Source organism: Arenibaculum sp. (assembly GCF_035998295.1).
In the GTDB taxonomy this organism is placed as follows: domain Bacteria; phylum Pseudomonadota; class Alphaproteobacteria; order Azospirillales; family Azospirillaceae; genus DASYHS01.
This window is the reverse complement of sequence record NZ_DASYHS010000286.1, coordinates 1-12,866: the sequence shown is the minus strand read 5'-3', so window position 1 is coordinate 12,866 and position 12,866 is coordinate 1. Positions and strand designations below refer to the sequence as shown.

The following is a 12,866-nucleotide window of genomic DNA, read 5'->3' as shown; positions in this document are numbered from 1 at the left end:
GGGTGGCGGACGATGTCGCTCTCGTTCAGGTGGACGACGGCGATGCCGTCGAGCGCCTGCAGCCGCCGCGCGATGTCGGCGAGGCCGGACAGCCCGTTCAGCAGGTCGCTCTGGTCCGGGTCGCCGGTCAGGACCATGGTGCTGTGCCAGCCCAGGCGGGTCAGCAGCATCTTGATCTGGGCGTAGGTGCAGTTCTGCGCCTCGTCGATCACCACGAACGCGTTGTTGAGGGTGCGTCCGCGCATGTAGGCGATCGGCGCGATCTCGATCGTCCCGTCGACCAGCATCTGCCTCAGCCGCTTGCCGCCGAGCCGGTCGGCGAGCGCGTCGTAGAGCGGGCGCAGGTAGGGGGCCATCTTGTCCTGCAGGTCGCCCGGCAGGAAGCCCAGGCTTTCACCCGCCTCGATCGCCGGTCGCGACAGCATGATCCGGTCCACGCGGCCGGCCTCCAGCGCCTCCACCGCCGAGCTGATCGCGAGATAGGTCTTGCCCGTGCCGGCCGGCCCCAGGGCCAGGACCAGGCTGTGCTCGGTGATGGCGGAGAGCAGCGTCTTCTGGTTGGCGCTCTGCGGCTTGACCGTCCGCAGGTAGCTCTGGTCCCGCCGGTCCTCCAGAGGGTCCCAGCCGCCCTCGGGGAAGAGGCTGGTGACCTTGCCCGCCATCGGGCCGGTGACGGAAGCTGCCTTGACCTGGCGCTTGGCCATGTCCTTCTCCTTGACCTGTGTCGACGAGAGAACCCTGGAGGGAAGCGGAAACGAAAAAGGCCTCCCGGACGGGGAGGCCTGATCTCGTTCGAACCCGGCGCGATGCGCTGAAGGCCGGTCGCCGGCCCGCGGGATGCCGCGGGGCTGGCAGGATGGGCGTGTGTCTGATCCCTTCACCGGCGCTCCACTGTTTCACGGCGGGGTGCTTCGCATTCCATTGTCGGGCAAAGACGTAACGCTTTACAGAGGATTTTGCGCCCGCCACCAAAGTTTCATACAACATATGGATTAGGTGAGGAGTGAAGCATGGCACGCGGAGCATCGTCCGGCGGACCGAAGGGCACCGGGGGGCTGGGCGGGGGGCCGGATGTGCGGCCCGGCGCCAGCACGGCGCAGACCGACGCCGAAAGTGGGAACGACGGGAGCGACTCGGCGCGGCGCGGCCTGCGCGCGCTGGACGTGATGCGCGACCGCGGGTTGATCAGCCGGGAGGAGTATGACCAACGGCGCGCGGCATTGCTGGGCGGGCAGGCCGGGCCGCGCGAGTAGCCTCGCAAAGACTTTGCCAATGCTGGCGTGAAAAGCTACCATACTTTGTGGCCGGGTTCGCGCGAGCCTCAAGAAATGGATTCAGCGCGGCTGCGTGCGACTAACTTGGCAACATGGTTAATTCTCACTTGAACCGACGGGGTGTGCCTCGTTAGAAGTAGCCGGCTTCGCGAATCGCAGCGACCGGAGGCGGGCGGCCGGCACGATGGCCGCGCGCGCGGGATTCCTGGGGGTAGAGTAGGGTTGTGAGAAACAACGGTCAGCTTTCCGAAACCGAGGCCCCCTTCCAGCTCAGGGGGAACACCTTCACCATGATGGTGCTGAAGGTCGTCGCCCCCGACGATCCCGGCTTCTTCCCCCAGCTTCTCAGCAAGATCCGCCAAGCCCCCAACTTCTTCCGGAACGCGCCGGTCGTGCTCGACCTGGAGGACATGGAAGAGGTTCCGGAAGGCTTCGACTTCATCGACTTCGTCGTCCAGCTCCGGTCCTACAACCTGATCGCGGTCGGCATCCAGGGCGGTCCCGCGCAGATCCAGGCGCTGGCGCTGGAGGCAGGGCTGCCGGCCATGCCGAGCGGCCGGCCCGCGCGCGAGCCCGAGGTCCAGCAGGACCGGTTCGGCCTCGCCCCCGGCAGGGCGCCGACCGACCCGCTGCCGGTCAAGGCCGCGCCGGCGCCGGAGCCGCCGCGCTCGACCATGGTGATCACCGAACCGGTCCGGTCGGGCCGCCAGGTCTACGCCGCCCGCGGCGACCTGATCGTGCTCGGCCCGGTCAGCGCGGGGGCGGAGCTGCTGGCCGACGGCAACATCCACGTCTACGGTACGCTGCGCGGCAGGGCGCTCGCGGGGATCTCGGGCGACCGCGGCGCACGGATCTTCTGCCAGAGCATGGAGGCCGAGCTGGTGTCGATCGCCGGCCTCTACCGGGTCAGCGAGGATCTCGACGAGACCGTGTACCGCAAGCCGGTCCAGGTCTGGCTCGACGAGGGCTACCTGCGCATGGAACAGCTCGGCTGAGCCCAGCGCGGCATCGATGGGGCAACATTCAAGAGGCGGAGAAATTTCCGTGGCCAAGGTAATCGTGATGACGTCGGGCAAGGGTGGCGTTGGCAAGACCACGTCCAGCGCCGCCTTCAGCACCGGGCTTGCACTGCGCGGCTTCAAGACCGTGGTGATCGACTTCGACGTCGGCCTGCGCAACCTCGACCTCGTGATGGGGTGCGAGCGGCGGGTCGTGTTCGACTTCATCAACGTCATCAACGGCGAGGCCAGGATCAACCAGGCGCTGATCAAGGACAAGCGGGTCGAGAACCTGTACATCCTTCCGACCAGCCAAACCCGGGACAAGGACGCGCTGACCAAGGAAGGCGTCGAGAAGGTCCTGGACGAGCTGAAGAAGGAATTCGACTACATCATCTGCGACAGCCCGGCCGGTATCGAGAAGGGCGCGCTGATGGCGCTCTACTTCGCCGACCATGCGATCATCGTGACCAACCCCGAGGTCTCGTCGGTGCGCGACAGCGACCGCATCCTCGGCGTTCTGGCCTCGAAGTCGCGCCGCGCCGAGCAGAACCTGGAGCCCGTGAGCGAGCACCTGATGCTGACCCGCTACGACCCCGACCGGGTCGAGCGCGGCGACATGCTGAAGGTCGAGGACGTGCTGGAGATCCTCGCGATCCCGCTGCTCGGCATCATCCCCGAGAGCCCGGCCGTGCTGCGCGCCTCCAATGTCGGCATGCCGGTGACGATGGACGAGAAGAGCAACGCCGGCCAGGCCTATCTGGATGCGGTCTCCCGCTTCCTCGGCGAGACGGTGGAGCACCGCTTCATGAAGCCTGAGAAGAAGGGGTTCCTCGACCGCCTGTTGCGGAGGACCGCATGAGCATCTTCAACTTCTTTCGGGCCAACCAGCGCAAGAGCGTCGCCGACGAGGCGAAGGAAAGGCTGCAGATCGTGCTCGCGCACGAGCGCGCCGCCGGTTCCAGCCCCGACTACCTGCCGATGCTCCAGAAGGAGCTGCTGGCCGTGATCGCGAAATACGTCTCGGTCGACGAGAACAAGGTCGAGGTCAGCTTCGAGCGCGGGGGCGACTGCTCCACGCTCGAGGTCAACATCGAGCTGCCGCCGCCGGCCGCCGCGCGCAGCAGGGCGGCGGGCGGCGGGGCGGCCCGCCGGCCGGCCTGAGGCGGGCTCCGGACTTCCCGCTTCCAGGCTCCGTTCCCGGGTTCCGCCTTCAGGCCCCCGTCCGGCGCCGTCCGCCCCGGCGCTTGGCTTCCGTCGGCGGGCGGGCGGGCCTGACGCCGCCGCGCGGCGTCTCGCGGTTGGTGCCGAGGCCGATCGGCCGGCCCGGCGCGTCCAGCTCCAGGTCCATGGCTTCCAGCCGGCGCAGCTCGTCGCGCAGGCGGGCGGCCTCCTCGAATTCCAGGTCGGCGGCGGCGGCGCGCATGCGCTTCTCCAGGTCCGCGACGTAGGCCTTGAGGTCCTTGCCGACGAGGTTGTTGTTGGCGCTGTCGCCGGTCTTCACGGTGACGCGGTCGCCGCGCTCGTAGACGCTCTCCAGGATGTCGGAGATGTTCTTGCGCACGCTCTCGGGCGTGATGCCGTGCTCGGCGTTGTAGGCGCGCTGCTTGGCGCGCCGGCGCTCGGTCTCGCCGATCGCGTATTTGAGGCTCTCGGTCATCCTGTCGGCATAGAGGATCGCGCGGCCCTCGATGTTGCGCGCCGCGCGCCCGATCGTCTGGACCAGCGAGGTGCGCGAGCGCAGGTAGCCTTCCTTGTCGGCGTCCAGGATCGCGACCAGCCCGCATTCCGGGATGTCGAGGCCCTCGCGCAGGAGGTTGATGCCGATCAGAACGTCGTAGGCGCCCAGGCGCAGGTCGCGGATGATCTCGATCCGCTCCAGGGTCTCGATGTCGGAATGGATGTAGCGTACCCGCACGCCGGCCTCGTGCAGGTATTCCGTCAGCGCCTCCGCCATCTTCTTGGTCAGCGTCGTCACCAGCACGCGCTGGCCCTTGGCCGCGCATTCCTTGCACTCCGCGATCAGGTCGTCCACCTGGGTCTCGGTCGGCCGGACGATCACCTCGGGGTCGATCAGGCCGGTCGGGCGCACGACCTGCTCGACGAAGACGCCGCCCGTGCGCTCGATCTCCCACGGGCCCGGCGTGGCCGAGACGAACACCGTCTGCGGGCGCATCGCGTCCCATTCCTCGAACTTCAGCGGCCGGTTGTCGATGCAGGACGGCAGGCGGAAGCCGAAATCGGCCAGCGTCGACTTGCGCATGAAGTCGCCGCGGTACATGCCCCCGACCTGCGGGACCATGACGTGGCTCTCGTCGACCATGACGATCGCGTTCTTCGGCAGGTACTCGAACAGGGTCGGCGGCGGCTCCCCGGGCTTGCGGCCCGAGAGGTAGCGCGAATAGTTCTCGATGCCGGCGCAGGACCCGGTCGCCATCATCATCTCGACGTCGAACTGGGTCCGCTGCTCCAGCCGCTGGGCCTCCAGCAGCTTGCCCTGGGCGTTGAACTCCTCCAGCCGGACCTTCAGGTCCTGCTGGATCTGCTTCACCGCCTGGTGCAGCGTCGGCTTCGGCGTGACGTAGTGGCTGTTGGGATAGATGCGCACCGCGTCGAGGGCCGAGACCTTCTCGCCCGTCAGCGGGTCGATCTCGTGGATGCCCTCCACCTCGTCGCCGAACAGCGAGAAGCGCCAGGCCCGGTCCTCGAGATGCGCCGGGAACAGCTCGACCGTGTCGCCGCGCACGCGGAAGGTGCCGCGGCCGAACCCGGCGTCGTTGCGCTTGTACTGCAGCTCGATCAGCCGCGACAGCAACGCCGACCGGTTGACCGCCTGGCCGACGCGGACGTCGATCGTCATCTCCGAATAGGTCTCGACCGAGCCGATGCCGTAGATGCAGGACACCGAGGCCACGATCACGACGTCGTCGCGCTCCAGCAGGGCGCGCGTCGCGGAGTGGCGCATCCGCTCGATCTGCTCGTTGATCGAGCTTTCCTTCTCGATATAGGTGTCGGTCCGCGGGACGTAGGCTTCGGGCTGATAGTAGTCGTAGTAGGAGACGAAGTACTCGACGGCGTTGTTCGGGAAGAAGCTCTTCATCTCGCCGTAGAGCTGGGCGGCGAGCGTCTTGTTCGGGGCCAGGATCAGGGCCGGGCGCTGCACCGTCTCGATCACGTGGGCCATGGTGAAGGTCTTGCCCGAACCGGTGACGCCGAGCAGGACCTGGTCGTGCTCCCCGCGCCCTATGCCCTCGACCAGCTCCGCGATCGCGCGGGGCTGGTCCCCGGCGGGCTTGAACTCGGACACGACTTCGAGCCGTTTGCCGCCCTCCAACCGGCGGGGCAGCTCCTCGGGCATGTGCATGGGCATCGACATGGCGCTAACATAGGCGTTCATGGCCCGTTCCGCCAGCGCCCGTTCACCTGCTGCCGCTCACCCGCTCAGCGCCGGTTCGCGATCGCCGGCCCGGCGCCCCGGCGGGCCGGGCCGCCGGTCTTCGTCTGCTCGATCCGGGCGCGGCTCCTATCGACCATCTCGGTGATCGCGGGCCATGCCGCGTCGGTCGCCTGGCTCTGCACGCCGTCGGTCTTCATCACCTCCTCCAGCCACTTCTCGAATTCCGAGGCCCGGACGGCGCCGCGGGGCGGGCCGTCGGGGAACGTGATCGTGTCGGGGAAGACGATCAGGCCGCGCACGCGCAGCAGCGGGAAGCGGCGGCGGAACGCCTTGTGGAGGGGGTCCAGCTCCAGCAGCGGGTTGACGCAGGTGGCCGTCCGGCCGCGATGGGAGATCTGCCAGGTCTTCTGGGTCTCGCGGCCGCGCAGCTCGCCCTTGGCGGCCGCGGCGGCGGTGCCGATCAGCACGATGCTGGACGGCAGGCGGACCACGTGTCCGATCCGCACGATCCGGCCCTGCTGGTCGACGATCCGGACGTCGTGGTGGCAGGGATATCCGAGCGCGTCGATGATCCGGTCGAGCTTCAGCCGCTCGCCCTTCAGCTTCGGGACCGGGGGCGAGCGCACGGCGCGGAGCAGCACGAGGCCGAATACCAGCAGCCCGCTGTAGATCAGCAGATGGACGAGGCGGCTCGCGTCCTCCACGCTCGGGGTCCGATCCTGGTCGATTTCCGGAAAGCTTCGGTGTCGATCCTACGCCCTGGGTACCTCGTTTGTCGACAGCCGGAAGAAAGGGCGGGTTGCATCCCCCGTCCGGGGCCCTCCCACCGCTTGCATGGCGCCCCGAGCGGCGCTAGGGTCCGGGCCGTCGTCAATCCCCGAACGCGACGGAAATCCAGCCATGCCGCTCCTCGCCCAGCGCCTGTCCCGCATCAAGCCGTCCCCGACCATCGCGGTCAGCCAGAAGGCGCGCGACCTGAAGGCCGCGGGCCGCGACGTCATCAGCCTCGGCGCCGGCGAGCCGGACTTCGACACGCCCGACAGCGTGAAGGAGGCGGCGATGCGGGCGATGCGCTCGGGCGACACCAAGTACACCAACGTCGACGGTACGCCGGCCCTGAAGAAGGCGATCTGCGCCAAGTTCGAGCGCGAGAACGGCCTGCGCTACGCGCCGGACCAGGTGACGGTGGGCACCGGCGGCAAGCAGGTGCTCTACAACGCGCTGATGGCGACGCTGAACCCCGGCGACGAGGTGATCGTCCCGGCGCCCTACTGGGTCAGCTACCCCGACATGGTGGCGCTGGCCGAGGGCACGACCGTGGCCGTGGCGTGCCCGCCCGAGAAGGGCTTCAAGCTGCAGCCCGCGGACCTCGAGAAGGCGATCACGCCCCGAACCAAGTGGCTGATCCTGAACTCGCCGAACAACCCCACCGGGGCGGCCTATTCGCGCGACGAGATGAAGGCGCTGACCGACGTGCTGGTGCGCCACCCGCATGTCTGGGTCCTGACCGACGACATGTACGAGCATCTCGTCTATGACGGGTTCGAGTTCGTGACCCCGGCCCAGGTCGAGCCGCGCCTCCACGACCGGACGCTGACCGTGAACGGCGTGTCCAAGGCCTACTCCATGACCGGCTGGCGGATCGGCTACGGCGCCGGCCCGAAGGAGCTGATCAAGGCCATGGCCGTGATCCAGAGCCAGAGCACGTCCAACCCGTCCTCGATCAGCCAGGCGGCCGCCGTCGAGGCGCTGAACGGCCCGCAGGACTTCCTGGAAGGCTGGGTGAGCAGCTTCCGCGAGCGGCGCGACCTCGTCGTCTCGATGCTGAACCAGGCCAAGGGCATCTCCTGCCACAAGCCCGAGGGGGCGTTCTACGTCTACCCGTCCTGCGCCGGCACGATCGGGCTGACCACGCCCGGGGGCAAGGTGATCGAGACCGACGAGGACTTCGTGACCTATCTGCTCGAGTCGGAAGGGGTCGCGGCGGTCCAGGGCTCGGCCTTCGGCCTCGCGCCGTTCTTCCGCATCTCCTACGCGACCTCGATGACCGACCTCGAGGACGCGTGCCAGCGCATCCAGCGGGCCTGCGGCGCGCTGCGCTGAGGCGGGGGCCGGTCAGCCGCCCGCGGCGCCGGCCGAACGCCTGACGAAGTCGAGCACGGCCCGGGCGGGGGCGCCGCCCCGTGCGGCCTCAGGCCCGGCGGGCCGGCTCGTCCAGCAGCCGGGCCAACTGCCGGGCGCAGGCCTCCAGCGGGGCGGTGTCCTGGGCGGCCTTCGCCATCGCCATCGCGCCCGAATAGGACGCGACGATGAGCGCCGCCAGCGCCTCCGCCTCGTCCGCCCCGGTGCCGGCAACGCGTTCCGCATGCAGCTTGCGCGCGACCGCCGCCTGCCACTCCTCGAAGACGGCTCCCAGCGCGCTTTGGAAGTCCGTGTCCGCGAGGGACAGTTCCAGGGCGAGGTTGTTCAGCGGGCAGCCGACCACGGTCCCGCGGCGGTTCAGGCCGTCCAGTATCCGGCCGAAGACGGTGCGGATGCCCTCGGCGGCGGTCGGCGCCGAGGCGAAGGGGGCGATCCAGGTCTCTTCCACGGCCGCGGCGACGCGCTCGCGGATTACGGCCAGGCCCAGCGCCTTCTTGGTGGGGAAGTGGTGGTGCAGCGCGCCGCCGGTCACGCCGGCCTCGCGCATGACCTCCTGCGTGCTGGTCGAATGATAGCCGCGGGACTGGAAGGCGGCCGCAGCCGCGTCCAGCAAGCGCCGCCTCATTCCTTCGGGGTCGTTGGCCCGTCGCCGCTCCCGGGCCGCCCGTTCCGCCATCGCCGGCTCCCATTCCATCGGCCGGAAACTTAGCACGTTGACAAGACCGGGCAACCGGTCCGTAATACAAACAGGTCAACCGGTCTGTTTTGGTGAGCCGGCTGCCGATGGAGGAGAGAAACGTGACCGCCCGCCTGCGCCCCGGCTCCGAGCCGCTCGAGACCTGTTCCCCGGTCGTCGACCTTCGCCAGTACACCCTGCATCCCGGAACGCTCGACAGCTTCGTCGAGCTGTTCGACCGCGAGTTCGTCGAGACGCAGGAGGCGGCGGGGATGCGGATCATCGGGCAGTTCAGGGACCTGGGCGACCCGAACCGCTTCGTCTGGATGCGGGGCTTTCCCGACATGCCCTCGCGCGCGGCCGCGCTGGCGTCCTTCTACGGCGCCGGCGACGCATGGCGGACGCATGGCGGGACCGCCAACTCGATGATGATCGACAGCAGCGACGCCCTGCTGCTGCGCCCGGCCCGGCCCGGCGGCGGCTTCGTGCTGGAAAGCGCCGCCCGCCGGCCGCCGCCCGGTTCCGCGGCCCCGGCGGGACTGGTCGTCGCGACGATCCACCACGTCCCGGACCCGGCCGAGGCCGGCTTCCTCGACTTCTTCGAAGACGTCGTCGGGCCCGCGCAGGCGGATGCGGGCGCCTCGTTCCTCGGGCTGTTCGCGACGGAGCACGCCCCGAACAACTTCCAGCACCTGCCGCTGCGCGAGGGCGAGAACGTCGTCGTCTCCTTCGCGGGCCACGGGGACCTGACGGCCTATCACCGGTACATGACCGTGCTCGGCGGGAACCCGCGGTGGCGCGACGGGATCTACCCCGAGCTGACCCGCCGCCTGTCCGCGCCTCCGCAGATCCTGCGGCTGGCCCCGACCTCGCGGTCCCAGTTGCGGGCCTGAGCGGTGGAGACCGGCATGAACCACAATACCGGCACCACGATGCGGCTCTTCTCCGGGCCGCTCAGCATGTTCGGCAGCAAGGCGGAGATCGCGCTGCTGGAGAAGGGCCTGGACTTCGAGCTGGTCATGGTCCCGTTCGGGGAGACCTACGAGCCGAAGCATCCGGAGGTGCTGCGCGTCAATCCCAAGCGCCAGGTGCCGGTCCTGATCCATGGCGGCCTGGAGATCTTCGACTCGACCCAGATATTCGAGTACCTGGAGGACCTGAAGCCCGCACCGGCCCTGTGGCCCGCCGAGGCGGCGGCAAGGGCCGAGGCCCGCCTGCTCGAACTGAAGTCGGACGAGGTCTTCTTTCCCCACGTGATCCGGCTGATGGGGCTGCAGGACCGGCCCGAGGACCCCGCGGCGGTGGCGGCGCGGGCCGCGGCCGCCCGCTTCTACGAGGAGATGGAGGTGCTGGCGGCCGCGCGCGGCCATCTCGCCGGGGCGTATTTCTATGCCGACATCGCCTTCTACATGGCCCAGCTTTTCGCGGCCAGGATGGGCGCGCCGATGACCGGTGCCACGCCGAACCTGCTGCGCTGGCGGGACGAGGTCACGGCCCGCCCGGCGGTCCGCGACGTCGTCGCGGCCATGGCGGCGTTCCTGGCGTCCCGCGGCCGGCCCGTTCCGGATTTCATGCCGATCCCGGGAGCCTAGGGCGGGGCGCGTCCTTTTTTCATGGACTCGGGCGGCCGGGGGGTGGAGCATCGGGGGATCGACAGACGGTTACCTTGAACTGAGGGGCTCGGCCCCGTGCACGGTACCGGGCCCCGGTTCGCCATCGAACGGGAGGTGCCCACATGCCCAGCACCAGATCGGCGGCGCCACGATGCGCCGCCTTGGCCGGACCCTATCTCTGCGGCAAGACCACCCTTCTCGAAAGCCTGCTGTTCGCCGCCGGCGCCACCACCCGCAAGGGTAGCGTCAAGGACGGCACCGCGGTCGGCGCCAGCGCCCCGGAGGCCAAGACCCGGCACATGAGCGTCGAGGTCGGCCTCGCGACCGCCGACTATCTCGGCGAGCCGTGGTTCTTCCTCGACTGCCCCGGCTCGGTCGAGCTGTCGGCCGACGCCCAGAACGCGATGATGGTCGCCGACATCGTCGTCGTCGTCTGCGAGCCCGACCCGGCCAAGGCGACGGCGCTCGGCCCCCTGTTCAAGTTCCTGGACGACAACGGCATTCCCCACGTGCTGTTCGTCAACAAGGTCGACCTGCTGGGCGCCCACGAGCTGCGGATACGCGACCTGCTGGAAGCGCTGCAGGCCGCGTCGACCCGGCCGCTCGTGCTGCGCCAGGTGCCGATCCGCGAAGGCGAGCAGGTCACCGGCTACGTCGACCTCGTGAGCGAGCGGGCCTACCACTACAACTCGCATGCGGCATCCGACCCGATCGCGATCCCGGACGGGGTCCGCGAGCGCGAGCGGTCCGCGCGCCAGGAACTGCTGGAAGCGCTCGCCGATTTCGACGACGGCCTGCTGACGGCATTGCTGGAGGACGTCGATCCCGAGAGGGACGAGGTGTACCGGCAGTTGACCCGCGACCTCGCGGGCGACCTGATCGTCCCGGTGTTCCTCGGCTCGGCCGAGAACGACAACGGCGTGCGCCGCCTGCTGAAGGCGCTGCGCCACGAGGCGCCCGACCCGGCGGAGACCGCGAGCCGCCTGGGCGTGGAGCCGAACGGCGGTGCCGTGGTCCAGGCGTTCAAGACCTATCACGCGCCCCATGCCGGCAAGCTCAGCTTCGCCCGCGTCTGGCACGGCAGCGTCGGCGAGGGCATGACGCTCGGCGGCGAGCGGGTCGGGGGACTGTTCCGCATGCAGGGCCTGAGCCAGCAGAAGCTGGCTACGGCGCGCGCGGGCGACGTCGTCGCGCTCGGGCGCATGGAGCGGGTCGGGACCGGCGACGTCGTGAGCGAGCACGGCGAGCGGTCGCGCTCGCCGCTGTGGCCGCAGCCGCCGTCGCCGGTCTTCGCGCTCGCGATCCATGCCGAGCAGCGCAACGACGAGGTCAAGCTCACGGCGGCGCTGGCCAAGCTGGTCGAGGAGGACCCTGGCCTCGCCTTCGAGCTGAGCCAGGATACCGGCGAGCTGGTGCTGTGGGGGCAGGGCGACATCCATCTCCAGATCGCGATGGACCGGCTGCGCGGCCGCTTCAACGTACCGGTCGCCGGGCGTGCGCCGCAGGTCGCCTACAAGGAGACGATCCGCAAGACGACCAGCCAGCATGCCCGCTTCAAGCGCCAGACCGGCGGCCACGGGCAGTTCGCGGACGTCCATGTCGACATCCGGCCGCTGCCGCGCGGAAGCGGCTTCGCCTTCACCGAGAAGATCGTGGGCGGCGCCATCCCGCGCCAGTTCATCCCGGCGGTGGAGGCCGGCGCGCGGGAGTACCTGGCCCAGGGCCCGCTGGGCTTCCCCGTCGTCGACGTCGCCGTGACCCTGACCGACGGCCAGTTCCACGCCGTCGACAGCTCCGAGCAGGCGTTCAAGACCGCGGCCCGGATGGCCATGGCCGAGGGCATGCCGAAATGCGACCCGGTGCTGCTGGAGCCGATCATGAACGTGACGATCGCCGTGCCGAGCGAATACACCGCCCGCGCCCAGCGCCTTGCGTCCGGCCGGCGCGGGCAGATCCTCGGCTACGACGCCCGTCCGGGCTGGCCGGGATGGGACGAGGTCAAGGCCTGCCTGCCGCAGTCCGAACTGCACGACCTGATCGTCGAGCTGAGATCGCTGACGCAGGGCGTGGGGACCTTCTCCTTCGCGTTCGACCACCTGGCCGAGCTGACCGGCCGCCACGCCGACCGCGCGGTCGAGGGCAGGCAGGCCAAGGTGGCCGCGCAGTAGCATGCCCGGCGGCAGGTCCGGCGCGGCGAATTGGAAGCGTTCCAGGCAAGCCCGTTGCCAAGGGACGCGGCCGCGCTATCCTCATGCGCACAAGGATACGAGGAGCCCATCATGGAGATCGACATCGGCATCGCGGCCGACGACCGGCGCCGCATCGCGGACGGCCTGTCGCGCCTGCTGGCCGACACCTACACCCTCTACCTCAAGACCCACAGCTTCCATTGGAACGTCACCGGCCCGATGTTCAACACGCTGCACACGATGTTCGAGCAGCAGTACAATGAACTCGCCCTCGCCGTGGACCAGATCGCCGAGCGCATCCGCGCGCTCGGCATGCCGGCGCCCGGCAGCTACAAGCAGTACGCCGAGCTGACCTCGATCACCGAGGAGACCGGCACGCCGGCCGCCGAGGAGATGATCCGCCAGCTCGTCCAGGGCCAGGAGGCGGTCGTCCGCACCGCCCGGCAGGTCTTCCCGCTGGCCGAGAAGGCGAACGACGAGCCGACCGCCGACCTGCTGACCCAGCGCATGCAGATCCACGAGAAGACCGCGTGGATGCTGCGCAGCATGCTCGAATAGCACCGGTACGGCCCCGCGG

Annotated in this window: 13 protein-coding genes; 9 read left to right on the top strand and 4 right to left on the bottom strand. The window is 69.5% G+C overall.

The window, feature by feature from the left end; translation table 11 throughout:
* On the bottom strand, positions 1 to 704 hold a 704-nt coding region (locus VGO20_RS27400), incomplete at its 3' end, for a PhoH family protein (protein WP_327505594.1).
* 306 nt (positions 705 to 1,010) lie between these two features.
* Here VGO20_RS27400 and VGO20_RS27395 point away from each other — a divergent pair.
* The 4 genes from VGO20_RS27395 (at position 1,011) to minE (ending at position 3,436) form a co-directional block, all read left to right on the top strand.
* Complete coding sequence (locus tag VGO20_RS27395) at positions 1,011 to 1,253, top strand: SHOCT domain-containing protein (protein ID WP_327505593.1); 243 nt, start codon at positions 1,011 to 1,013, stop codon at positions 1,251 to 1,253.
* A 245-nt stretch (positions 1,254 to 1,498) separates the two neighbouring features.
* Entirely contained in the window at positions 1,499 to 2,269 is a 771-nt protein-coding gene (gene minC, locus VGO20_RS27390; protein WP_327505592.1) for a septum site-determining protein MinC, read from the top strand.
* Positions 2,270 to 2,318: 49 nt separating this feature from the next.
* A complete protein-coding gene (gene minD / locus VGO20_RS27385) occupies positions 2,319 to 3,134 on the top strand; it encodes a septum site-determining protein MinD (RefSeq protein ID WP_327505591.1) in 816 nt (271 codons plus the stop codon).
* Positions 3,131 to 3,436 carry a cell division topological specificity factor MinE gene (gene minE / locus VGO20_RS27380; protein WP_327505590.1) on the top strand — a complete coding sequence of 102 codons (306 nt, stop codon included), beginning with the start codon at positions 3,131 to 3,133 and terminating at the stop codon, positions 3,434 to 3,436. The genes minD and minE overlap by 4 nt, the downstream gene beginning before the upstream one ends.
* A gap of 49 nt (positions 3,437 to 3,485) precedes the next feature.
* Here the strand turns inward: minE and uvrB are convergent, their stop codons facing one another.
* Positions 3,486 to 5,636: an excinuclease ABC subunit UvrB gene (uvrB, locus tag VGO20_RS27375; protein WP_414639915.1), complete on the bottom strand. Its 2,151-nt coding sequence runs from the start codon at positions 5,634 to 5,636 to the stop codon at positions 3,486 to 3,488.
* A 77-nt stretch (positions 5,637 to 5,713) separates the two neighbouring features.
* Complete coding sequence (locus VGO20_RS27370; protein ID WP_327505588.1) at positions 5,714 to 6,373, bottom strand: nuclease-related domain-containing protein; 660 nt, start codon at positions 6,371 to 6,373, stop codon at positions 5,714 to 5,716.
* 196 nt (positions 6,374 to 6,569) lie between these two features.
* Here VGO20_RS27370 and VGO20_RS27365 point away from each other — a divergent pair, with 196 nt between their 5' ends.
* Positions 6,570 to 7,772, top strand: coding sequence for a pyridoxal phosphate-dependent aminotransferase (locus VGO20_RS27365; protein WP_327505587.1), 1,203 nt, complete (start codon positions 6,570 to 6,572; stop codon positions 7,770 to 7,772).
* An 88-nt stretch (positions 7,773 to 7,860) separates the two neighbouring features.
* On the opposite strand, the gene VGO20_RS27360 is transcribed toward VGO20_RS27365, so the two are convergent.
* The gene (locus VGO20_RS27360; RefSeq protein WP_327505586.1) at positions 7,861 to 8,487 is read right to left on the bottom strand and encodes a TetR/AcrR family transcriptional regulator; all 627 of its coding nucleotides are present in this window, start codon (positions 8,485 to 8,487) and stop codon (positions 7,861 to 7,863) included.
* A gap of 122 nt (positions 8,488 to 8,609) precedes the next feature.
* Here VGO20_RS27360 and VGO20_RS27355 point away from each other — a divergent pair, with 122 nt between their 5' ends.
* The 4 genes from VGO20_RS27355 (at position 8,610) to VGO20_RS27340 (ending at position 12,847) form a co-directional block, all read left to right on the top strand.
* Positions 8,610 to 9,380 (top strand): NIPSNAP family protein, encoded by a 771-nt coding sequence (locus tag VGO20_RS27355; protein ID WP_327505585.1) that lies wholly within the window; start codon positions 8,610 to 8,612, stop codon positions 9,378 to 9,380.
* 15 nt (positions 9,381 to 9,395) lie between these two features.
* Entirely contained in the window at positions 9,396 to 10,079 is a 684-nt protein-coding gene (locus tag VGO20_RS27350) for a glutathione S-transferase family protein (protein WP_327505584.1), read from the top strand.
* 143 nt (positions 10,080 to 10,222) lie between these two features.
* On the top strand, positions 10,223 to 12,268 hold the full coding sequence (locus tag VGO20_RS27345) for an elongation factor G (protein ID WP_327505583.1): 2,046 nt from the start codon (positions 10,223 to 10,225) through the stop codon (positions 12,266 to 12,268).
* Positions 12,269 to 12,379: 111 nt separating this feature from the next.
* Positions 12,380 to 12,847 (top strand): Dps family protein, encoded by a 468-nt coding sequence (locus VGO20_RS27340; protein ID WP_327505582.1) that lies wholly within the window; start codon positions 12,380 to 12,382, stop codon positions 12,845 to 12,847.
* Positions 12,848 to 12,866: the final 19 nt, after the last annotated feature.